Origin of the sequence: Arthrobacter pityocampae (genome assembly GCF_002927275.1) — a bacterium.
GTDB classification, from domain to species: Bacteria; Actinomycetota; Actinomycetes; order Actinomycetales; family Micrococcaceae; genus Arthrobacter_D; species Arthrobacter_D pityocampae.
This window is the reverse complement of the sequence record NZ_PRKW01000005.1, coordinates 112,607-135,359: the sequence shown is the minus strand read 5'-3', so window position 1 is coordinate 135,359 and position 22,753 is coordinate 112,607. Positions and strand designations below refer to the sequence as shown.

Sequence of the window (22,753 nt, the reverse complement as noted above, 5' to 3'; positions counted from 1 at the left end):
CCCATCTGCCCATCTCGCCGGCGGCCGATGCCGGCGGCTGAATTTCTCGGGATCAATAGCCGAGTGGGGCGGCGGGGAGGGACGCGGGGCCGTGCGCGAGGTCCAGCAGCCGGGCCGCGGCGGGCCGCGTGGCCCACTCCTCCGTCCAGTGGGACCGGACGACGGCCCGGCTGACGGCCTGCGTGGTGATCCCCAGCTCCTGGGCCACGTACTTCTGCTGTCCCCGCGCCCCGGGCGTCAGAAGGTCCACGACGGCCCACTCCGCGTCCGTCCGGGTCGCCACGATCTGGCCGAGCAGCCGCAGCACGGCCTCCGCCTCGGCGGCGACGTCGCCGGCCGGCCCCTCGACCGCGAGCGGGATCCGTTCCCCGGTCCTCCGGGCCCTGTCGACCGCCCGGCGCGCATAGACGAGACCGTAGCCCCTGGCGTCCACGAGGCGCCCGGGCACCGGAGGGGTGAGGCCGCCGACGCCGATGCCCACGTGCCAGCGCCGGTGGCGGAGGGCGCGGAGGGCTGCGTCCACGGCGGCCGTCGCCGAGTCGAGCACGCCCTGCACCTCGTCGCCCACGGATCGCTGGAACGGCACCATGGCGGGTACGGAACGCAGTGCCTTCAGGAGGTCGGCGGTGAGGTCCCCGGCCTCACGCGAGTCGCGCTGGTTGATCGTCAGGACGTAGTGCATGGCATCAGTATGGGGTCTCGGGGACGCGAATCAACGGAAGAAGGTTGATTTCGTGCGGGTCCCGGGCCCGGAAACGGGAAAGCCCCGGCCGTCCTCCCCTGAAGGGGCGGACGGCCGGGGCTCCGGGAGGGACGGCTAGCGGCCCTCGGGCGTCTCCGTGGCGTTCTTCGCCTCGACGTCGACGGAGCGGCCCTGGGGCTCGTCCTCCGCGCTCGCGTCGCCGAGGTCCTTGAAGCGCTTCAGCGAGGCCTCGACCTCGGCCTCGGCCTCCTCGCGGCCCGCCCAGTCCGCGGCCTCCACCCACTTGCCCGGCTCGAGGTCCTTGTACTTCGTGAAGAAGTGCTTGATCTCGTCGAGGAGGAAGTCCGAGACGTCGGACAGGTCCTTGATGTGGTCGAAGCGGGGGTCCACGGGGACGCAGAGCACCTTGGCGTCCCCGCCGCCGTCGTCGACCATGTTGAAGACGCCGATGGGCCGCGACTCGACGAGCACGCCCGGGATGAGATCGAAGTCCTGCAGCATGACCAGGGCGTCCAGCGGGTCGCCGTCCTCGCCGAGCGTGTTCTCGAAGTAGCCGTAGTGCGTGGGGTACTGCATGGCGGTGAACAGGACGCGGTCCAGGCGCAGCCGGTGGGTGTCGTGGTCGATCTCGTACTTGACGCGCGAGCCCTTCGGGATCTCGATGGTGACGTCGAGCTTCATGGCAACTCCTGGGGTAGGTCGTGGTGGTGGCCTGCGGCCGCGCCCTCGGGGACAAGGGGGCTCCGCCGGTCTACTGTTTGATCGTCAGCCCTAAACATATCGGTCGTCCGCCGGTACCCGGGCATTTTCCGTACCTGCAGCGCTCCCGGCGGCACTGCGCGAAAGGACACCGTGCGCCCGCTCCGCCTGCTGACCGGCCTCCTCCTGGTCCTGGTCATGGCGGCGGTCGCGGTCCCCGTCGCCACCCACGTCACGCCGGGCGTACTGGCCGCACTGGACCCGCCGCCCGTGGTGGCGCCGCCGGTCACGCCGCCGGCCCAGATCCCGCCCACCGCGGTGGCGGTGCCCGACGTCGTCGCCCCGCTCTCGCCGGCCGCACCGGCACCGGACCCGGCGGTGCTGGGGGCGGAGCTCGACGCGGCCCTCCAACTCCAGGGGACGGGCACCTTCGCCGGGACCGTCGTCGACTCCGCGGACGGGAGCGTCCTCTACGCCCGGGACGCCGCGCGCCTGCAGGCGCCGGCCTCCACCATCAAGCTCCTCACCGCGGTGGCCGCCCTGACGTTCGGGCAGCCGCGGCAGGTCCTGACGACGTCGGTCCTCTCGTCGGAGTCGACACCCGGCGCGCTCTACCTCCACGGCGGCGGGGACGTCCTCCTCGGGTCCGGTCCGTCGGATCCGGACGCCGTCGTCGGGCGCGCCGGCCTCGGGACCCTCGCCGCGGAGGCGGCCGCCGCGCTGCCGGGTCCCGGCACCTACACCGTGTACCTCGACGACACCCTGTTCGTCGGGGCGAGCCTCAATCCCACCTGGGCGGAGGGGGACGTGGCGGCCGGGGAGGTCGCGCCGGTCCACTCGCTGGCCGTCAACTCGGCCTGGCTCGAGGAGGGGCGCAGTGGCGGGCCGCGCTCGCAGGACGCCGCCCTCGACGCCGCCCGCGTGTTCACCGCGGCCCTCGTGGCCGCGGCCGCGGACCGCGGGATCACCGTGGTCCCCGACGTCGAGCGCCGGGCGGCGCCCGGGGACGCGGAGCCGCTCGCCGCCGTCGACTCCGCGCCCCTGCAGGACCAGGTCCGGCGCATGCTGGAGACCTCCGACAACTATCTCGCGGAGGCCCTGGCCCGCGTGGCCGCCCACGGGAGCGGACGCCCGGCCTCCTCCGGCGGGGCCACGGAGGCGATCACGGCGGCCGCCCTGAGGGCGGGGGTCCCCGGGGACGGACTGCTGGTCGGGGACGCCGCCGGCCTGTCCACCCGGAACGCCGTCTCCCCCGCCCAGCTCGCGGCACTGATGCGCGGGATCACCACGTCCGAGCTGCCCGGCGTCGCGGGCATCGCCGGCTCGCTGCCCATCGCGGGCGTCACCGGGACCCTCTCCACCCGGTTCACGGCGGACGGGCCCACCGCCGCCGGCGCCGGGACGGTCCGCGCCAAGACGGGGACGCTGAACGCGGTCACCGGGCTCACCGGACACGTGGTCACCGCCGACGGACGCCTGCTCGTGTTCTCCTTCCTCGCCGCAGGACTCGACGGCGCCACGGTCGAGGCGCGGGCGGCCGCCGACCGTGCGGCTGCGATCCTCGCCGGGTGCGGCTGCCGCTAGGTCCCCCGGCCCCGGCGAGGAGGAGGGGGCGCGCCCGCCCCCGGGAGCCGCGGGATGTGATCGAATAGGCGCATGTCCAGGAACGAGTCAGCCACGCCCCGCCCGCAGCTCGTCAACTGGGATGTCGCGGCCTCCACGGCCGCCTCCCTGACGCCGGCCGGGCCCACCATGACACCGGCCGACATCGACCGCGCGGTCGGGAACATCCGTCACCTCGCGGGCGTGTCCGTGGACCACGTCCACGCGATCTCGCGGCTCGACGCCGCCCGAGACCTGCGGGACTCCGAACTGCTGGTCGTGGACCGCGCCTCCTGGTCCCGGGCCAACACGCAGAGCTTCCGCGCCCTCATGGAGCCCGCGCTGGACCAGCTCGCCGCCACGAAGCCCGAGGTGCTGAAGTCCGCGTCGCTGACCCTCGGCGGGACCGTGACGGGGGCGCAGCTCGGCGCGATCCTCGCGTTCCTCTCCAGCAAGGTCCTCGGCCAGTACGACCCGTTCGCGCCCGCCCGCAACGGGCTGGGCGGCCGGCTCCTGCTCGTGGCGCCGAACATCATCTCGGTGGAGCGGGAGCTGAACGTAGACCCGTCCGACTTCCGGCTCTGGGTCTGCCTCCACGAGCAGACGCACCGGGTGCAGTTCGCGGCGGCACCCTGGCTCAAGGACCACATGACCAGCCACATCGGGCAGCTCACCTCCGGCCTGATGGACCAGGCGGACACGCTCTCCGAACGGCTCGGCGCCGCCGTCAGGAACATCACCGCACCCAGGGCCCGCCCCGGCGGTGCGGCCGCGGCCCCGCAGGGCGCGGCGTCCGACGGCGTGCCGGCGCGGCCCGGGGGCGTCCTCTCCCTCCTGCAGGCCCCGGAGGACAAAGCCCTGCTGTCCCATCTCACCGCCGTCATGAGCCTGCTCGAGGGCCACGCGAACGTCGTGATGGACGGCGTGGACGGCAGCATCGTGCCCTCCGTCAAGACCATCCGCCGGCGCTTCAACGCCCGCGGCGCGTCCCGCGGGCCCCTCGAGAAGCTCCTCCGGCAGCTGATGGGCCTGGACGCGAAGATGCGCCAGTACAACGACGGCGCCAAGTTCGTGCGGAGGGTCGTCAGCCAGACCGGGATGGAAGGCTTCAACGCCGTGTGGGAGGCGGCGTCGCACCTGCCCACCGAGCGGGAGATCCACGCCCCCGACGAGTGGATCGACAGGATGAGCCTGCGCCGTCATGGCTAGGCGCCCCCGCCTGCTCCCGGCGGTCGGCACCGCGCGCAACCTCCTCGCCGCGAGCCTCGAGGGCCTCCTCGCGGATCCGGCCGGGGCAGGGGAGCGTGGGACGCCGGCTGATCCCACGGACCTGCCGCTCGTCCTCGTCGCGTGCAGCGGCGGCCCGGACTCGCTGGCCCTCGCCGCCGTCGCGGCGCACCTCGCGCACACCGGGCGGTGCCGCGTGGGCGCGGTCGTCGTCGACCACGGGCTGCAGGCCGGCAGCGCCGGGACGGCCGGGCGGGCCGCCGCTGCCGCCCGGGACCTCGGACTCGACCCGGTCGAGGTGCACCGCGTCACGGTGGAGCGCGACGGCATGGGTCCGGAGGCCGCCGCCCGCGGCGCCCGCTATGCCGCGCTCGACGACGCCGCCTCCCGGCTCGGGGCCGTCGCCGTGCTGCTCGGCCACACGCTCGACGACCAGGCGGAGCAGGTGCTGCTGGGCCTCGCCCGCGGGTCCGGCACCCGCTCCCTGGCGGGCATGCCGGAGAGCCGCGGACCCTACCTCCGGCCGTTCCTCGACCTGCGCCGGGCCGACACCGAGGCGATCTGCGCCTTCTACGGCCTCGACCCGTGGCACGACCCCACCAACCTCGACCCGTCCTATGCGCGCTCCCGCGTCCGGGGCGAGGTCCTGCCGTTCCTCGAGGACCGGCTGGGACCGGGCATCGCCCGTGCGCTCGCGCGCACCGCGCGCATCCTCGGGCAGGACGCCGACCTCCTCGAGCAGCTGAGCGCCGAAGCGTACGCCTCGCTGCGCACCGAGGGCGACGACGGGACGGTGCTCCTGCCGGAGGACGGCCTGCGGTCGCTGCCCGCGGCGCTCCGCCAGCGCGTCCTCGCGCTCGCCGCCCTCGAGCTCGGCGCGTTCCAGCCGAGCTTCGAGCGTCTCCGCGCCGCGGAGTCGCTGCTGGACCGGAAGGGCTCGGCCGGCCCGGTGCAGCTCGGCGGGAAGGTGAGCGTGCACCGCCAGGTGCGGGGACGATCGGTTCTTCGGGGACAACCAAGCTATGGCAGTCTTGTTCTACGGAACAATGGCAGCAGCAACGGTCCCGGCGGGCAGCAGCTCCGCCGGCCAATCCAGGAGTAATCGGTGGATTCGAACGACGTCCAGGCAGACCTCAAGCACGTCCTCTACACCCGGGAGGAGATCCAGCAGCGGATCAACGAGCTCGCGGAGCAGATCGATGCCGACTACCAGGGCCGGGACATCCTCCTGGTGGGTGTGCTCAAGGGTGCGGTGATGGTGATGGCCGACCTCGCGCGGGCCCTGAACTCCCACATCACGATGGACTGGATGGCGGTGTCCTCCTACGGGTCGGGCACGCAGTCCTCCGGCGTCGTGCGGATCCTCAAGGACCTCGAGACCGACCTCATGGGCAAGCACGTCCTGATCGCCGAGGACATCATCGACTCCGGCCTCACGCTCTCCTGGCTCAAGGCCAACCTCCTGTCCCGCGGTCCCGCGTCGGTGGAGATCTGCACCCTCCTGCGGAAGCCCGAGGCCGCGAAGGTCGAGATCGACGTGAAGTACGTGGGCTATGACATCCCTAACGAGTTCGTGGTCGGCTACGGCCTCGACTTCGCGGAGAAGTACCGCAACCTCGACTTCATCGGCACCCTGGCGCCGCACGTCTACGAGTAGGACCCCGCCCCGCTGCCGCTACGCCAGGAGGGAACTATTGCCCTGATCCGCGCGTGCACAATAGCGGACGGTGTATATGTTGAGGTGCTCAGGGGACACCTGCTCGGCAGTGCGCCCGCACATTTTTACTTGCATCAGCAGGAGGGACAGGGCTTGCCGCCCTGAGACGAATGAAATTCAAGAACATCTTCAAGGGGCCCATTTTCTGGATCGTCCTGGCCGTCGTGGCGCTCCTGCTGGTCCTGCCGAGCCTGTTCGGCACGGGCAGCTCGCGCGTCGACACGAACGTCGGGCTCCGGCTCCTCGAAGATAACCAGGTCGCCCAGGCCAAGATCTACGACGGCGAACAGCGCGTGGACCTCACCCTCCGCAACGACTACGAGGACATGGGCAAGAGCGTCCAGTTCTTCTACAGCACGGCCCGCGCCGAAGGCGTGGTAGCTGCGATCGACGCCTCCGACACCGACGGCTTCACCGACCAGCCCGCTGAGAGCAACTGGCTCCTCAGCCTCGCCGGCCTGATCTTCCCGATCCTCATCCTCGGTGTCATCTTCTGGTTCCTCCTCTCCCGCATGCAGGGTGGCGGCTCCAAGGTCATGCAGTTCGGCAAGTCCAAGGCCAAGCTCATCACCAAGGACATGCCCCAGGTCACGTTCAACGACGTCGCCGGCGCGGACGAGGCGGTCGAGGAACTGCTCGAGATCAAGGAGTTCCTCCAGGAGCCCGCGAAGTTCCAGGCCCTCGGGGCCAAGATCCCCAAGGGCGTGCTGCTCTACGGCCCTCCCGGGACCGGCAAGACCCTCCTCGCCCGTGCGGTCGCCGGGGAGGCCGGCGTGCCGTTCTACTCGATCTCGGGCTCCGACTTCGTCGAGATGTTCGTCGGTGTCGGCGCGTCCCGCGTCCGGGACCTCTTCGAGCAGGCCAAGAACAACGCCCCCGCGATCATCTTCGTGGACGAGATCGACGCCGTCGGACGTCACCGCGGTGCCGGTGTGGGCGGCGGCAACGACGAGCGGGAGCAGACCCTCAACCAGCTGCTCGTCGAGATGGACGGCTTCGACGCGAACACCAACGTCATCCTCATCGCGGCGACCAACCGCCCCGACGTCCTCGACCCCGCGCTCCTGCGCCCGGGCCGCTTCGACCGCCAGATCGGCGTCGAGGCCCCGGACATGAGGGGACGCGAGCACATCCTCACCGTGCACTCCAAGGGCAAGCCGATGGCCGGCGGCGTGGACCTGCGGGGCGTCGCCAAGAAAACCCCGGGCTTCACCGGTGCAGATCTCGCGAACGTCCTCAACGAGGCGGCGCTCCTCACCGCCCGCTCCAACGCCCAGCTCATCGACGACCGCGCGCTCGACGAGGCGATCGACCGCGTGATCGCCGGCCCGCAGAAGCGCAGCCGGCTCATGAAGGAACTCGAGCGGAAGATCACGGCCTACCACGAGGGCGGCCACGCCCTCGTCGCCGCGGCCCTGCGGAACACGGACCCGGTCACCAAGGTGACCATCCTGCCGCGCGGACGCGCGCTGGGCTACACCATGGTGATGCCCAGCGATGACAAGTACTCCGTGACCCGCAACGAGCTCCTCGACCAGCTCGCCTACGCGATGGGCGGCCGGGTCGCCGAGGAGATCGTGTTCCACGACCCCTCCACGGGCGCCTCGAACGACATCGAGAAGGCCACCGGGACGGCACGCAAGATGGTCACCCAGTACGGGATGAGCGAGCGCATCGGCGCGGTGAAGCTGGGCCAGGGCGCCGGTGAGCCGTTCCTCGGACGCGATATGGGCAGCGACCGCGACTACTCCGACCAGCTCGCCCTGGTGGTCGACGAGGAGGTGCGCCGTCTGATCGACAATGCCCACGACGAGGCCTACCAGATCCTCACGGAGAACCGCGACGTCCTGGACCGTCTCGCCCTGGAGCTCCTGGAGCGCGAGACGCTCAACCAGGCCGAGATCGCCGAGGTCTTCACCCACGTCCGCAAGCGCGAGCTGCGGGAGGTCTGGCTGTCGAAGCAGACGCGCCCCGTACACTCGCTGCCGCCGGTCACCTCGCGCAGGGAACGCGCGGAGGCCCTCGAGGGCGGTCAGCCCGCCCCGGAGACCGTGGCGCCCCAGGACCAGATCGCCCACGCCAACCTCCCCAACGACTTCGACGTGCATGAATCGGACCTGCCGACGCCCGAGGCGTCGGAGAACGGGTCGCGGAGCGCCGGGGGCGGCACGGACAGCACGGAGAGTACGGACCGCTAGGACGTCCGGTCCCGCAGAGGAACGCCCCCGGCCGGAGGGCCGACGGCGACGCATTCCAGATCGAAGGGAAGAGCCGTGACAGATTTCGATGACGAAGTAGTGGATGCAGTACTGGTCGCCACCGGATCGCCCGTCGACCTGCTCCGCATCGAGCGGGCGGTCCGGGAGATCTTGGAGGCCATCGGCGAGGACCCCGGGCGCGACGGGCTGCTCGACACCCCCAAGCGCGTGGCGAAGGCCTACGCGGAGATGTTCGCGGGGCTCCACCAGGATGCGGGGGAGGTGCTCTCGACCTCCTTCGACATCGGCCACCAGGAGCTCGTCCTGGTGAAGGACATCCCCTTCTACTCCACCTGCGAACACCACCTGGTGCCGTTCCACGGGACCGCGCACGTCGGCTACATCCCCTCCGAGGAGGGGCGCGTCACGGGCCTGAGCAAGCTCGCCCGGCTCGTCGAGGTCTACGCGCGGCGCCCGCAGATCCAGGAGAGGCTGACCAGCCAGATCGTTGATGCGATGATGGAACACCTGAAACCCAAGGGCGCGATCGTCGTCATCGAGTGCGAGCACATGTGCATGTCGATGCGCGGGGTGCGCAAGCCCGGCGCCAAAACCGTCACGTCGGCCGTCCGCGGCCAGCTCCGCGAGACGGCGACGCGCGCCGAGGCCATGAGCCTCATACTCGGAAGGTAGGACCGTCCCGCATGGATTCACTCGCCGCAACGCCCGGAACCGGACCGGCGACCTCGCCGCTGCCCGTCATCCGGCCCGTCCGCGTCCCCCGGACCGTCCGGGGCCTCCCCGCGGACCGCGCCGTGGTCCTCGGCATCCTGAACGTCACCCCCGACTCCTTCAGCGACGGTGGCCGGTACGCCACGACGGACGACGCCATCGGCCACGGTCTGCGGATGCACTACGGCGGAGCGGACGTCATCGACGTCGGCGGTGAGTCCACGCGCCCCAACGCCCGCGACGTCCCCGTCGAGGAGGAGCTGGCGCGCGTCCTGCCCGTCGTGGCTGCCCTCGTGAAGGCCGGGGCCCTGGTGAGCATCGACACCATGCACGCGGAGACCGCACGGCAGGCCCTCGACGCCGGCGCCGCGATCGTGAACGACATCTCGGGTGCCGGTCACGAGGAGGCAATGCCCGCGCTGATCGCCGAGCGCGGCGTGCCCTACATCCTCACGCACCGCCGGGGGACCGCCGCGACGATGGGCGGCCTGGCGGAGTACGACGACGTCGTCGCCGACGTCGTGCGCGAACTCACCGGCCTGCGGGACCGCTTCGTCGCGGCGGGGGTCGACGCCGGGCAGATCATCCTCGACCCCGGCCTGGGCTTCGCGAAGACCGACGAGCAGAACTGGGCGATCCTGCAGGACCTCGACGCGTTCACCGGGCTGGGGCACCGCGTCCTCGTGGGTGCGTCACGGAAGCGGTTCCTCGGGACCCTGCTCACCTCGGCGGGCAGGACCGCCGCACCCGTGGAGCGCGACCACGCCTCGCTCGCCGTCGCGACCCTGGCCGCCGCAGCCGGCGCCTGGGGCGTCCGCGTCCACGATCCGGCCGCGACGCTCGACGCCGTCAAGGTGGCGGCCGCCGCCGCCCGGCGACCGTGACCACGGTCGGGACCGCGCGACCGGGCCGGCCCGGCTCGCCATCCGGCGACCTCGACACCGTCTCCCTCACGGGGATCACCGCCACCGGCTATCACGGCGTCTTCGAGCACGAGCGTCGCGACGGCCAGCCCTTCGCGGTGGACCTCACCCTCCACCTCGACCTGCAGGCCGCAGGGACCAGCGACGACCTCGCCCGGACCGCGCACTACGGGGAGGTCGCCGAACTGGTGCACGGCATCATCCGGGGCGATCCCTTCGACCTCATCGAGGCCCTCGCGGAGACCATCGCCGCGGCGATACTCGTGGCGTTCCCCGTGGCCGCCGTCGACGTCACCGTCCACAAACCGAAGGCCCCCATCACGGTGCCGTTCGGCGACGTCGCCGTGACGCTGCGCAGGAGCCGGGCGTGAGCAGCACCGTGCGGTCCGTGCTGGCCCTTGGCAGCAATCTCGGGGCCAGCAGTGACACCCTGGTGCGCGCCGTCGCCGATCTCGTGGAGTCGGACCACGTCCGCCTGCACGCGGTGTCGCCCGTTGTCCGCACCCGACCCGTCGGCGGTCCGGACCAGCCCGACTACCTGAACATGGTGATCGAGGTGGAGACGGATCTCGGCCCGTACGAGCTGCTCGCCCACTGCCAGGCCGTCGAGGAACGGCATCACCGCACGCGCACCGTCCGCTGGGGTCCGCGGACGCTCGACGTCGACATCATCACCTTCGGGACCTGGGTCTCCGACGACCGGAACCTCACCGTCCCGCACCCGCGCGCAGCGACCCGCGCCTTCGTCCTGCAGCCCTGGGCGTGGATGGACGCGGGCGCCCGACTCGGCGGGCGGCCCGTGGCTGAACTCGCTGCGGAAGCCGAGGACCTCGCCGGCCTGACGCCGTACGAGGGGGCCTAGGACGCCGTGAGTACCCTTCGGTTCCGCTGGCTCGCCCTCGTGGGGCTGGCGGCCGGCCTCGCCGGCTGGCTGGTCAACTGGTTCGCCACCCGCAACGGCTACGGCACGCCGGCCCTCCCGCTGACGTCCCTCGTCACGACGGCGGTGATCATCGCGATCACCCTGGTGTTCGGCCGGCGCGTGCTGCGCTGGCGCAACGGCAAGCGCGACCGGCCCCTCGATCCGATCCTCGCCACCCGTACCCTCGTCCTCGCACAGGCCTGCGCCTACGCCGGTGCGGTGAGCCTCGGCTGGCATGCGGGGATCCTCGTGGACCAGGTGGCGCTGATGTCGGTCCGGTCCACCGTGGCGCCGCTCTGGGGATCGGTGGCCCTCATGGCGGGCGGAATCGTCATGATTATGGTGGGATTGGTGGTCGAGGACTTCTGCCGGCTCCCATCCGACGACGACGACGGCAAGGGCGCGCATGGCGGGGAGAGCGAGGGGGAATATGCGTAGGGAACCGATCGACCCGTCCGGGCTCGAGTGGTCCAGGGTGTCACCGAAGTATCTACGGGTCCGGGTGCTCGGCTGGCTCATCGGATCGCTTCTCTGGCTGGCCCTGTCCTGCGTCCCGCTCGTCCTGCGCCTCACCGGCGTCTGGGATTCCTTCCCGCCGCTCTGGCTGGCGTGGGCCCTGCCCGGCGCCGTCCTCATCGCTGCGGTGTGGCGGGGGGTGCTCCTCCCTCGCCAGGTCGCTGCGATCGGCTATGCCGAGCGCGACGACGACCTCCTCGTCCGCCACGGCGTGATCTTCCAGCGCACCATGGTGGTGCCCTACGGCCGGATGCAGTACGTCGACGTCGCCGTCGGCCCCCTCGAGCGCGCCTTCGGGATCTGCACCCTCAAGCTCCACACGGCGTCCGCCGCCACGAACGCGGAGATCCCCGGGCTGCCGACCGACGAGGGCGCCAGGCTGCGCGAGCAGCTGTCCGCGCGCGGACAAGCCCGGCTGGCCGGGCTGTGACGCACCCGCAGCACCCGCCGTCCGGGGCGCCGCAGCCCGTCGCCGGGGATGCCGGCCCGCAGGCCGGCGCCGACCAGGGCTGGCTGCGCGTCCATGTCATCTCGCCTCTCGTGCGCGGCTGGATCGCCCTCGTCGCCGTCCTGTACTTCGTGGGCCGGGACTGGTTCGAGGGACTGTTCGGCCCGGGGGCGGACGGACGCTCCCCCCTGCCCGAGGGGGTCGGGGTCCTCCCTGCCGTCGGGATCCTCGTGGGCGTAGTCCTCCTCGTCGCCGGCGCGTTCCTCCTGTCCTGGTACTGCACCCGCTACCAGATCACGCGGGACCACGTCCGCGTGCACTCCGGCATCGTCTTCCGCCAGCAGCGGCAGGCGAGGCTCGACCGCGTCCAGGCCATCGACATCGTGCAGCCGTTCCTCGCCCGCGTCTTCGGGCTCGCGGAACTGAAGTTCGAGGTGGCGGACGCCGGGGAGTCGGCGGTCCGGCTCGCCTTCCTGAAGCTCGACGACGCCCGCAGGCTCCGCGCCATCATCCTCGCCCGCGCCGCGGGGGTGGAGCCCGACCCGGAGCACCCCGAGGAGATCCTCGAGGCGCCCGAGCGGGAGGTGGTGGTGGTCCCGCCCGGCCGGGTCCTCGGGTCCACGGCCCTGTCCGGGACGAGCATCGCACTCGTGGTGGCCGCCGCCGTCGTCGTCACGCTGGGCGTGGTGTTCGAGACCCCGATCGTCGCGACGTCCTTCATCCCCATCCTGATCGGCGTCGGCGGGGCCTACTGGGCAGCCCTGAGCACCGGGTACAACTTCCGGGCGGCCACCTCCCCCGACGGCCTCCGCATCCGCTACGGGCTGCTGGACACCCGCGCGCAGACCGTGCCTCCCGGGCGCGTCCAGGCGCTGGGGATCGTCCAGCCGCCGCTGTGGCGGTTCAAGGGGTGGTACCGCGTGACCGCGAACGTGGCCGGGTACGGCGCGTCGGCGTCGAACGAGGGGCAGGCACGCGCCACGCTCCTGCCCGTCGGCACGCGCGACGACGTCCTGCAGATCCTCGCCCTCGTCCTGCCCGATCCCGGCACGGACCGGCCCGTCGAGCTCTTCGCCGCCGGGTTGGCCGGCCGCGACGGCGGAGAGGGGTTCGTCACCACGCCCCGCCGCGCCCGCTGGCTCGCGCCCCTGGCCTGGCGGCGCACCGGGTTCGCGGTGACGTCGACGGCCCTGCTCCTGCGCTCCGGCGTCCTATGGCGGCGGCTCGCCGTCGTCCCGCACGAGCGGACCCAGTCCCTGGCGATCGAGCAGGGGCCAGTGGACCGCCGCTTCCGGCTGGCGGACCTGGTCCTGCACACCACACCTGGTCCGGTCAGTCCGCGCGTGACGCTCGCCGACGCGTCGACGGCATGGGAGCTGTTCCACGGCCAGGCGGCGCGTGCCGCCGAGGCGCGACGCCGCAGCGGCCCCGAGCAGTGGATGCGGCCCCTTCCGGTAGCCGTCCCGCAGCCCCCGACGGCGCCCCCGGACGGCCTGCCCACTGCCGGGGGTGCCGTGACACCCGCCGTGACACCCGCTGTGCCGGCCGTCGCGCTGCCTCCGGAGGAGGCCCTCCTCGATGCAGCCGCACCGCGGCCTTCGCCACCCACCGCACAGGCAGCGCCCTCCGCGGAGGAGGGTCCCGTCGACGAGGCTGCGCGGCACGCCGCGCAGCCCGCTGTGCCGCCCGTCGCATCAGCCGCCGTACCAACTGCCGTATCGCCCGCCGCAGCACCCGCCGCATCGCCCGCTGTGTCGCCCGCCGTACCGCCCCCCGCGCCGCCCGCCGCGTCACCCACGGAGGAGGCTCCCATCGATGGAGCCGCGCCGCATTCCGGGCCGCCCGCGCCGGTTCTGCGTCAGGTGATGCCCGTCGCTCCCCGCTACACGCCGTCGCCCCCGAATACCGAGGGGGTCCCCGATGGCCGGCACTGACGCCTCCCGGCGCCCCGGCCGGCTCGGCGTCGGCATCGTGGGTGCCGGCAGGGTCGGCTCCGTGCTGGGGGCCGCCCTGAGGTCGGCCGGCCACGCCGTCGTCGGGGTGTCCGCCGTCTCGGAGGGGAGCCGCGAGCGGGCGGAGAACCTCCTCCCCGGGGTGCCGGTGCTCGAGATCCCGGACATCATCGAACGAGCCGAGCTCGTGCTCCTCGCCGTGCCCGACGACGCCCTGCCGGATCTCGTCGAGGGGCTCGCCCGGCTCGGCGCCTGGCAGGCCGGACAGCTCGTGGTCCACACGTCCGGGCGCTACGGTACCGCCGTGCTGGCGCCGGCCCGTGCGGCCGGGGCCATCCCGCTGGCGATCCACCCGGCCATGACCTTCACCGGGCTGTCCCTCGATCTCGGGCGCCTCCCGGACAGCATGTTCGGGGTCACCGCCCCGTCCGCCGTGCTGCCCATCGCCCAGGCGCTCGTCGTCGAGATGGGCGCCGAGCCGGTGGTCATCGAGGAGGAGTCGCGTCCGCTCTACCATGCGGCTCTCGCCCACGCGTCGAACCACCTCGTCACCATCGCCGCGCAGTCCGCCCAGCTCCTCGCGGACCTCGGCGTCCAGCAGCCGGACCGGCTGCTCGGCCCGCTCATGAAGGCCTCCCTCGAGAACGCCCTGTCCTCGGGAGAGGGCGCCCTGACAGGCCCGGTGGCGCGCGGTGACGCCGGGACCGTCCGGGCCCATCGCGCGGCGCTCGACGCCCACGACGCCGCGGACACCCGGCAGGCCTACCTGGGCATGGCGCGGGCCACAGCCCTCCGTGCCCTCGAGCGGGGCGTCCTCACGCCCGCTCAGGGAGAGGCGATCCTCGCGATCCTCGCGGACGGACCGCCCTCACCCGAGGCGCCCGACGGCCCGGGCACCCCCGACGGACGGCCCCAATCCGACGGACCGCCACGACCCAACGGCCCGGGCGCCCCCGACGGGCCGCCCCGACCCGACAGCCCGGGCGCCCCCGACGGCCGGTAGCCCGGCGGACAGCCCTGGCTGCTCCTGCACCGGCGGACCATCCCGTGCGTCCGCCCCGATCACTTCCCCGAAGGACCCTCCGTGACCCCGACCGGCCCCTCCCTCCCGCTCCTCGTCTCCACTCCCGCTGACCTCCGCGAGGCCACGGCCGGCCTGCTGGGCTCCGCCCGATCCCGGATGGCCGCGGATGACCGTCCCTCGCTCGCCCTCGTCCCCACCATGGGGGGCCTGCACGCCGGCCACGCCGCGCTCGCGCAGGCCGCGCGCACCGCCAATGACGTCGTCGTCGCGTCCGTCTTCGTGAACCCCCTCCAGTTCGGCGACCAGGCCGACCTCGACCGCTACCCGCGCACGCTCGACGAGGATCTGCTGCTGCTCGGCGCGCAGGGCGTCGACGTGGTGTTCGCCCCTGGCGTCGGGGACATGTACCCGGGCGGGGAGCCGCTGGTGCGTGTGAGTGCCGGACCCATGGGCGAGGTCCTCGAGGGGGCCTCCCGGCCGGGCCACTTCGACGGCATGCTGACCGTCGTCGCGAAGCTCCTCAATCTGGCGCAGCCCGCCACCCGCGCCGCCTACCGGGCGTACTTCGGCCAGAAGGACGCCCAGCAGCTGGCCCTCATCCGCCGGATGGTGGTCGACCTCAACATGCCGGTGCGCATCGAGGGCGTGCCGATCGTGCGCGACGCCGACGGGCTGGCGCTGTCGAGCCGCAACCGGTTCCTGGCCGGACACGAACGCTCCGCCGCACTGGTCCTGTCGCGGGTGCTCGCCGCGCTGCGTGACCGGGCCGTGCGCGGAGAGCCGCTCGATCTCGCCGCAGCCCGGTCGCAGGTCACGGCCGAGGAGGGGGTGGACCTCGACTACCTCGACGTCGTCGAGCCCGACACGTTCTCCCCGATCGGGGAACCGCGCGCGGTCGAGCCGACCGGGAGCGCCGGCGCGGAGCCGCCGGCGGCCCTCGCCGTCGTCGCGGCCCGGGTGGGCGCCGTCCGGCTGATCGACAACAGCCTCCTGCCGCCCCCGCGCTGACCCGCACCGGACGCCCGGGCGGGAGCCGTAAACTTGTCTACCGTGACCCACGACGACACCCTCCCCGCGGACGACCTCAACGAGCAGATGCGCTTCAGGCTGCAGAAGCGGGCAGCCCTGCTCGACGCCGGGACGCAGCCCTACCCGGTCCGGCCGGATCGCTCGCATTCCCTCATGGAGGTCCGGGAGCAGTTCGCCGAACTCGCCACGGGGGAGTCGAGCGGGAAGTACGCCGCCGTCGTCGGCCGGGTGGTCTTCATCCGGAACTCGGGCAAGCTGTGCTTCGCGACCCTGCAGGAGGGCGACGGCACGCGGCTCCAGGTCATGCTGAGTCTTGCGGAGATCGGCGCCGACCGCCTCGCCGACTGGAAGGCCCACGTGGACCTCGGCGACCACGTCCAGGTGCACGGGGAGGTCATCAGCTCCCGCCGCGGTGAACTGTCCGTCATGGCCGACTCGTGGACCATGGCGTCCAAGGCCCTCCGCCCGCTGCCCACGCTGCACGCTGGCGTGAACGAGGAGACGCGCGTACGCCAGCGCTACGTGGACCTCATGGTGCGCGAGGAAGCCCGCCAGATGGTGCGCACCCGCGCCGCCATCACCCGGACCGTCCGCGAGACGCTCAACCGCCACGACTACATCGAGGTGGAGACGCCCGTCCTCCAGCTCGTCCACGGCGGCGCGACGGCCCGCCCCTTCGACACGCACCTCAACGCCTTCGACCAGAAGATGACGCTGCGGATCGCCCTCGAGCTGTACCTGAAGCGCGCCGTCGTCGGCGGGATCGACCGCGTCTACGAGATCGGGCGCATCTTCCGGAACGAGGGCGTGGACTCCACGCACAGCCCGGAATTCACGATGCTCGAATGCTACGAGGCGTACGCGGACCAGTTCGTCATGGCGGACCGCATGAAGGAGATCATCCTCGCCTGCGCCGACCTGCTCGGATCGCGCACCATCGAGACGGCGAAGGGCACGATCGACCTCGACGGGGACTGGGCCTGGCTCGGCGTCTACCCTGGCCTGTCCTCGGCCGTGGGCCAGGAGGTCACGCCGGACACCCCGGTGGAGGACCTGCGCTCCATCGCCGATCGCCACGAGGTCTCCCTCGACCCGGCGTGGGGCGCCGAGAAGATGGTGCTCGAACTGTTCTCGGAGATCGTGGAGCCCACGCTCATCCAGCCGACCTTCGTCTACGACTACCCGCCGTCCGCCCAGCCGCTCGCCCGCCCGCACCGCGAGAACCCGCAGCTGATCGAGGCCTGGGACCTGATCATCGGGGGAATGGAACGCGGCACGGCCTTCTCCGAGCTCATCGACCCGGTCATCCAGCGGGAACGGCTCACGGAACAGTCACGCCAGGCGGCGGCCGGCGACGACGAAGCGATGCAGTTGGACGAGGACTTCCTCCGCGCGCTCGAATACGGCGCCCCGCCCATGGGTGGCATCGGACTCGGGATCGACCGCCTCGTCATGCTTTTCACGAACGTCGGAATTCGTGAGTCGATCCTCTTCCCCATTCTCAAGCCCGAGGGCGGCCAGTAGTCATGGAATATGTGGCGGTCCTCCTACCCTCAGTCTGCTTGGCAATTCTTTTCTACTTCGTGATCAAGGCCATATTCAATGTGGACCGGGCGGAGCGCGAGGCCATGAAGCGCGCGGAGGAATTGCAGGACGCCGAGGACGCGCGGAAGCGCGGACAGGCGGCCGAAGAAAAGGGTGAGCAGGAAAACTAGTCCACAGGACAATATTCTTCTTTGACCTCGATCTAATAGTGCCGCATAATCATTCGAGGGGCATTCACATCGAGGAATATAAGGAGAGCACCGTGGCACAGAAGGTAAAGATTATTCTCATCGATGACATCGACGGCGGAGAAGCCGACGAGACCGTACGGTTCGGGCTGGACGGCGTGCAGTACGAGATCGATCTCTCGGAGACCCACGCCTCCGAATTGAGGTCGGTACTGTCCGACTACGTGGGGGCGGCCCGCCGTGGCGGACAGTCGAAGCAGCGGTCGGGCGCCTCGGGTGCGTCGTCGTCGCCCTCACGCAACCAGGAAGCCGCCCGGATCCGCGAGTGGGCGAAGGAGAACGGCTACAACGTCTCCTCCCGCGGCCGCGTGAACGGTGAGATCGTCGAGGCCTACCGCGCGGCCCAGCACTGATCCGACCCGAGGAGGCGCCGGGGTGGAACCTCCCGGCGTTATCTCGCCTGTGGCGAACACGGGCCCAAAGCACACCCCGTGCCCGTAGCATCGAAATACGCGTTAGCTAGGAGTGTGTGTCTGATGTTCGAGAGATTTACAGATCGTGCCCGTCGTGTTGTTGTGCTGGCCCAAGAAGAGGCCCGCATGCTCAACCACAATTACATCGGCACCGAGCACATCCTGCTTGGCCTGATCCACGAGGGTGAGGGTGTCGCCGCCAAGGCGCTGGAGTCACTCAGCATCTCGCTGGGCGCCGTGCGGGAGCAGGTCCAGGAGATCATCGGCCAGGGCCAGCAGGCCCCGTCCGGTCACATCCCCTTCACCCCCCGTGCCAAGAAGGTCCTGGAGCTCTCCCTGCGGGAGGCCCTGCAGCTCGGCCACAACTACATCGGTACCGAGCACATCCTGCTCGGTCTCATCCGCGAGGGTGAGGGTGTTGCCGCGCAGGTGCTCGTCAAGCTCGGGGCGGACCTGAACCGTGTCCGCCAGCAGGTCATCCAGCTGCTGTCCGGGTACCAGGGCAAGGAGCCGGCAGCCTCCGGCGGCCCCCAGCAGGAGGGAACCCCTGCCGGGTCGGTGGTGCTCGACCAGTTCGGTCGCAACCTGACCCAGGCTGCCCGCGAATCGAAACTCGACCCGGTGATCGGGCGCGAGCAGGAGATGGAACGCGTCATGCAGGTCCTCTCCCGCCGCACCAAGAACAACCCCGTCCTGATCGGCGAGCCGGGTGTCGGCAAGACCGCCGTCGTCGAGGGCCTTGCCCAGGCGATCGTGCGCGGCGACGTGCCCGAGACCATCAAGGACAAGCAGCTCTACACGCTGGACCTAGGGTCCCTCGTGGCCGGTTCGCGTTACCGCGGTGACTTCGAGGAGCGACTGAAGAAGGTCCTCAAGGAGATCCGCACCCGTGGCGACATCATCCTGTTCATCGACGAGATCCACACGCTCGTCGGGGCGGGTGCCGCCGAGGGTGCCATCGACGCCGCCTCGATCCTGAAGCCCATGCTCGCGCGTGGCGAGCTCCAGACCATCGGTGCGACCACCCTGGACGAGTACCGCAAGCACATCGAGAAGGACGCCGCCCTCGAGCGCCGCTTCCAGCCCATCCAGGTCGCCGAGCCCTCCGTGGCGCACGCGATCGAGATCCTCAAGGGCCTCCGTGACCGCTACGAGGCGCACCACCGCGTCTCGATCACCGACGGCGCGCTGACCAGCGCGGCGACGCTGGCCGAGCGGTACATCTCGGACCGGTTCCTGCCGGACAAGGCGATCGACCTCATCGACGAGGCGGGGGCGCGTCTGCGCATCCGCCGGATGACCGCGCCTCCCGAGCTCAAGGAGATCGACGAGCGCATCGCGAACGTCAAGCGCGAGAAGGAATCGGCCATCGATTCCCAGGACTTCGAGGGCGCCGCGTCACTGCGTGACAAGGAGCAGAAGCTCCACGACGAGCGCAGCGACAAGGAGCGGCGCTGGAAGTCGGGCGGACTGGACGACATCGCCGAGGTGGATGAGGAACTCATCGCCGAGGTGCTTGCCAACTCCACCGGCATCCCCGTGTTCAAGCTGACCGAGGCCGAGTCCTCGCGACTGCTCAACATGGAGGCCGAGCTCCACAAGCGGGTCATCGGGCAGAACGAGGCCATCAAGGCCATCTCCCAGGCCATCCGCCGCACGCGGGCTGGCCTCAAGGACCCGAAGCGTCCAGGCGGTTCGTTCATCTTCGCCGGTCCCACCGGTGTGGGTAAGACGGAGCTGGCCAAGGCCCTCGCCGAGTTCCTGTTCGGCGAGGAGGACGCCCTCATCACGCTGGACATGTCCGAGTACTCCGAGAAGCACACCGTCTCCAGGCTCTTCGGTGCCCCTCCGGGCTACGTCGGCTACGAGGAGGGTGGGCAGCTGACCGAGAAGGTCCGCCGCAAGCCGTTCTCCGTGGTGCTCTTCGACGAGGTGGAGAAGGCTCACGCCGATCTCTTCAACTCGCTGCTCCAGATCCTCGAGGACGGCCGCCTGACGGACAGCCAGGGCCGCATGGTGGACTTCAAGAACACGGTGATCATCATGACCACCAACCTCGGCACGCGGGACATCTCGAAGGGTGTCATGACGGGCTTCCAGTCCGGCACGGACACCAGCACGAGCTACAACCGGATGAAGGCCAAGGTCCAGGAGGAGCTCAAGCAGCACTTCCGCCCCGAGTTCCTCAACCGGGTGGACGACACCGTGGTGTTCCCGCAGCTCACGCAGGACGAGATCGTCCAGATCGTGGACCTGTTCCTCGAGCGCCTGGGCGGCCGCATGGCCGACAAGGGCATGACGATCGAGCTCACGCCGGCGGCCAAGGTGCTCCTCGCGACCCGCGGCTACGATCCGGCGATGGGTGCGCGGCCGCTGCGTCGTACCATCCAGCGCGAGATCGAGGACCAGCTCTCGGAGAAGATCCTGTTCGGCGAGATCAAGTCCGGCGAGCGGATCGACATCGACGTGGAGGGCGAGGGTGCGGACGCACGCTTCACCTTCGTCGGTCACGGCGCTCCCAAGGAGATCGAGGACGCCCCGGCCGCCCTCGAGGCGACCGTCCCCGAGTAGCACTGGCGCTCCCAAGCCAGTACCCGAACCCGCCCTGGTCCGCCAGGGCGGGTTCGCTGCGTGATGGCCCCTGTCGGATGGGTGCCCGCAGCAACGGGATTCGTCCCTGAGTGAACGGCTGTGACCGTCACCACAGGCGGTGGTAGAGATGGGGGATGACCACGCCTTTCTCGTCCCTCGACGACTTCGTCGCCCTGCCCCGCCTGAGCGGGCTCGTCCTCAACCGGGAGGGCACGCGGCTCGTGACCTCCGTGGCCGGCCTCGATCCCAAGAAGACCGCCTACCGGACGGCGCTCTGGGAGATCGATCCCGCCGGTGAGCAGCCGGCCCGGCGGCTCACGCGCAGCTCCGCCGGCGAATCCGGGGCGGCGTTCCTCGCCGGCGGGGACCTGCTGTTCACCTCGACCCGACCGGACCCGGACGACGCCGACGCCGAGAAGCGCCCGGCGCTCTGGCGCCTCCCGGCCACGGGCGGCGAGGCCTCGCTGGTGCTGACCCGCGCGGGCGGAGTGGCAGGCGTGGCGACGGCCGCGGCGGCCGTCGTCGTCGTCCTGACCGGCGATGCACTCGCGGGATCGGCGAACGAGGAGGACGACGCCGCGCGCCGGAAGACCCGCAAGGAGGCGGGGGTCGCCGCGATCCTGCACTCCGGGTATCCCGTGCGCTACTGGGACGCCGACCTCGGTCCGGACGAGCCGCGCTACTTCGGGCTCAAGGACCTCGGGGGAGAAGGGCGCCTCGACGACCTCGTCCCGTCCGCGCGCGGCGGCCTCAGGGATGCCCGGCCCGTCCTGGACCCCGAGGGGACGGCACTGTTCTCCTCCCTCACCCTGCCGGAGGAGCGCGGATCCCAGCGATCGGTGCTCGTCCGCGTCGACCTCGCCACCAAGGAACTGAGCGTCCTGCTCGACGACCGCGACAACGACTACTCCCCGGGGCCCGTCAGTCCCGACGGGCGCTTCCTCGTCGTCGTGCGGGACCGGCGCACCACCGCGGACCTCGCCCCGCGGACCAGCCTGCTGCTCCTCCCGCTGGACGGCGGGGAGCCGACGGCGCTGGCGGAGGGCTGGGACCGCTGGCCGTCCCCCGCGGCGTGGCTGCCGGACGGGTCGGCCCTCGTGGTGACCGCCGACGACGACGGCGCCGCCCCGGTCTTCAGCATCGACGCCGCCTCCGGTGCCGTGCGGCGCGTGACACAGGACGCCGCGGCCTACACGGATGTCAGTGTGTCCCCCGACGGCGCCACCGCCTACGCGCTGCGCAGCTCCTACCTCTTCCCGGCGGAGGCCGTGCGCATCGACCTCGCGACCGGGCGGACGGAGCGCCTGCACAACCCGACGGAGCGCCCGGCAGTGCCCGGCTCCCTCGAGCGCATCGAATCCGTCGGCGAGGACGGGCACCCCGTCAGGTCCTGGCTCGTCCTCCCCGAGGGGGCCTCCGCCGATCAGCCCGCCCCGGCCCTGCTGTGGATCCACGGCGGTCCCATCGGCTCCTGGAACGCCTGGACCTGGCGCTGGTCGCCCTGGATCATGGCGGCCCGCGGGTACGCCGTCCTGCTGCCCGACCCGGCGCTGTCCACGGGGTACGGCCAGCACATGGTGGACCGCGGGTGGGGACGGTGGGGTTCCGCGCCCTATACGGACCTGATGGCCGCGACGGACACCCTCGTGGCGCGCGCGGACATCGACCCGACGCGGGTCGCCGCGATGGGCGGCAGCTTCGGCGGCTACATGGCGAACTGGGTGGCCGGCCACACCGACCGCTTCGCGGCGATCGTCACCCACGCGAGCCTCTGGGCGCTCGACCAGTTCGGGCCCACCACGGACGCCGCCTTCTACTGGGAGCGGGAGATGACGCCGGAGGCCAGGCAGGAGAATTCCCCCCACCACCACGTGGCGGAGATCGGGACGCCCATGCTCGTCATCCACGGGGACAAGGACTACCGCGTACCCATCGGCGAGGGCCTCCGGCTCTGGTACGAGCTGCTGTCGCAGTCGAAGCTGGCCGCCGGCGAGGGTGGCGAGACGCCGCACCGCTTCCTCTACTTCCCCGACGAGAACCACTGGATCCTGAAACCCCAGCACGCCCGGATCTGGTACGGGGTCGTCGAGGCGTTCCTCGCCACGCATCTCCTCGGGGAGGAGCGCACGCTGCCGCCCGAGCTGGGACTGTAGGTCCCGCGCGTCGGAAGTTCGTTCTCCGACGCGCGGCATGCGTCGGGAATCATGGGGCCCTACCTCTGGACAACTTTTCTACATAGCGTAGAATCTATGCAAGCTCCGCG

21 protein-coding genes are annotated in these 22,753 nt (G+C 71.4%); 19 read left to right on the top strand and 2 right to left on the bottom strand.

Annotated elements, in window-relative coordinates; translation table 11 throughout:
• Positions 1-52 precede the first annotated feature (52 nt).
• Positions 53-682, bottom strand: coding sequence for a hypothetical protein (locus C4K88_RS12085; protein ID WP_104121888.1), 630 nt, complete (start codon positions 680-682; stop codon positions 53-55).
• Between the two features lie 135 nt (positions 683-817).
• Positions 818-1,384, bottom strand: a complete 567-nt coding sequence (locus tag C4K88_RS12080; protein ID WP_104121887.1) for an inorganic diphosphatase — start codon at positions 1,382-1,384, stop codon at positions 818-820.
• A 171-nt stretch (positions 1,385-1,555) separates the two neighbouring features.
• On the opposite strand from C4K88_RS12080, the gene dacB reads away from it, so the two are divergent.
• From dacB to C4K88_RS11985, 19 genes are all read left to right on the top strand, one after another.
• The gene (gene dacB, locus C4K88_RS12075) at positions 1,556-2,986 is read left to right on the top strand and encodes a D-alanyl-D-alanine carboxypeptidase/D-alanyl-D-alanine endopeptidase (protein ID WP_104121886.1); all 1,431 of its coding nucleotides are present in this window, start codon (positions 1,556-1,558) and stop codon (positions 2,984-2,986) included.
• Between the two features lie 72 nt (positions 2,987-3,058).
• The gene (locus C4K88_RS12070; protein WP_104121885.1) at positions 3,059-4,213 is read left to right on the top strand and encodes a zinc-dependent metalloprotease; all 1,155 of its coding nucleotides are present in this window, start codon (positions 3,059-3,061) and stop codon (positions 4,211-4,213) included.
• Positions 4,206-5,333: a tRNA lysidine(34) synthetase TilS gene (tilS, locus tag C4K88_RS12065; RefSeq protein ID WP_104121884.1), complete on the top strand. Its 1,128-nt coding sequence runs from the start codon at positions 4,206-4,208 to the stop codon at positions 5,331-5,333. The genes C4K88_RS12070 and tilS overlap by 8 nt, the downstream gene beginning before the upstream one ends.
• A 3-nt stretch (positions 5,334-5,336) precedes the next feature.
• Positions 5,337-5,888 (top strand): hypoxanthine phosphoribosyltransferase, encoded by a 552-nt coding sequence (gene hpt / locus C4K88_RS12060; protein WP_043442830.1) that lies wholly within the window; start codon positions 5,337-5,339, stop codon positions 5,886-5,888.
• Positions 5,889-6,058: 170 nt separating this feature from the next.
• Positions 6,059-8,146: an ATP-dependent zinc metalloprotease FtsH gene (gene ftsH, locus C4K88_RS12055; protein WP_104121883.1), complete on the top strand. Its 2,088-nt coding sequence runs from the start codon at positions 6,059-6,061 to the stop codon at positions 8,144-8,146.
• A gap of 75 nt (positions 8,147-8,221) precedes the next feature.
• Entirely contained in the window at positions 8,222-8,839 is a 618-nt protein-coding gene (folE, locus tag C4K88_RS12050; protein WP_104121882.1) for a GTP cyclohydrolase I FolE, read from the top strand.
• Between the two features lie 11 nt (positions 8,840-8,850).
• On the top strand, positions 8,851-9,762 hold the full coding sequence (gene folP, locus C4K88_RS12045; RefSeq protein WP_104121881.1) for a dihydropteroate synthase: 912 nt from the start codon (positions 8,851-8,853) through the stop codon (positions 9,760-9,762).
• Positions 9,759-10,172 (top strand): dihydroneopterin aldolase, encoded by a 414-nt coding sequence (folB, locus tag C4K88_RS12040; RefSeq protein WP_104121880.1) that lies wholly within the window; start codon positions 9,759-9,761, stop codon positions 10,170-10,172. The genes folP and folB overlap by 4 nt, the downstream gene beginning before the upstream one ends.
• On the top strand, positions 10,169-10,663 hold the full coding sequence (gene folK, locus C4K88_RS12035; protein WP_104121879.1) for a 2-amino-4-hydroxy-6-hydroxymethyldihydropteridine diphosphokinase: 495 nt from the start codon (positions 10,169-10,171) through the stop codon (positions 10,661-10,663). Before folB ends, folK begins: the two co-directional genes overlap by 4 nt.
• Before the next feature lie 6 nt (positions 10,664-10,669).
• Entirely contained in the window at positions 10,670-11,161 is a 492-nt protein-coding gene (locus tag C4K88_RS12030; protein WP_104121878.1) for a DUF3180 domain-containing protein, read from the top strand.
• Positions 11,154-11,669: a PH domain-containing protein gene (locus tag C4K88_RS12025; protein WP_104121877.1), complete on the top strand. Its 516-nt coding sequence runs from the start codon at positions 11,154-11,156 to the stop codon at positions 11,667-11,669. The genes C4K88_RS12030 and C4K88_RS12025 overlap by 8 nt, the downstream gene beginning before the upstream one ends.
• Entirely contained in the window at positions 11,666-13,621 is a 1,956-nt protein-coding gene (locus tag C4K88_RS12020) for a PH domain-containing protein (RefSeq protein ID WP_206604369.1), read from the top strand. The genes C4K88_RS12025 and C4K88_RS12020 overlap by 4 nt, the downstream gene beginning before the upstream one ends.
• Entirely contained in the window at positions 13,608-14,642 is a 1,035-nt protein-coding gene (locus C4K88_RS12015) for a Rossmann-like and DUF2520 domain-containing protein (protein ID WP_104121876.1), read from the top strand. The genes C4K88_RS12020 and C4K88_RS12015 overlap by 14 nt, the downstream gene beginning before the upstream one ends.
• A gap of 81 nt (positions 14,643-14,723) precedes the next feature.
• Entirely contained in the window at positions 14,724-15,671 is a 948-nt protein-coding gene (panC, locus tag C4K88_RS12010) for a pantoate--beta-alanine ligase (RefSeq protein ID WP_104121875.1), read from the top strand.
• Between the two features lie 42 nt (positions 15,672-15,713).
• On the top strand, positions 15,714-17,216 hold the full coding sequence (gene lysS / locus C4K88_RS12005) for a lysine--tRNA ligase (RefSeq protein ID WP_277621648.1): 1,503 nt from the start codon (positions 15,714-15,716) through the stop codon (positions 17,214-17,216).
• Positions 17,217-17,254: 38 nt separating this feature from the next.
• Positions 17,255-17,407 carry a hypothetical protein gene (locus C4K88_RS12000; protein WP_306418615.1) on the top strand — a complete coding sequence of 51 codons (153 nt, stop codon included), beginning with the start codon at positions 17,255-17,257 and terminating at the stop codon, positions 17,405-17,407.
• A gap of 92 nt (positions 17,408-17,499) precedes the next feature.
• Positions 17,500-17,838: a histone-like nucleoid-structuring protein Lsr2 gene (locus C4K88_RS11995; protein WP_104121873.1), complete on the top strand. Its 339-nt coding sequence runs from the start codon at positions 17,500-17,502 to the stop codon at positions 17,836-17,838.
• A gap of 123 nt (positions 17,839-17,961) precedes the next feature.
• Positions 17,962-20,469: an ATP-dependent Clp protease ATP-binding subunit gene (locus C4K88_RS11990; RefSeq protein ID WP_104121872.1), complete on the top strand. Its 2,508-nt coding sequence runs from the start codon at positions 17,962-17,964 to the stop codon at positions 20,467-20,469.
• A 155-nt stretch (positions 20,470-20,624) separates the two neighbouring features.
• On the top strand, positions 20,625-22,643 hold the full coding sequence (locus C4K88_RS11985; RefSeq protein ID WP_104121871.1) for a S9 family peptidase: 2,019 nt from the start codon (positions 20,625-20,627) through the stop codon (positions 22,641-22,643).
• Positions 22,644-22,753 lie beyond the last annotated feature (110 nt).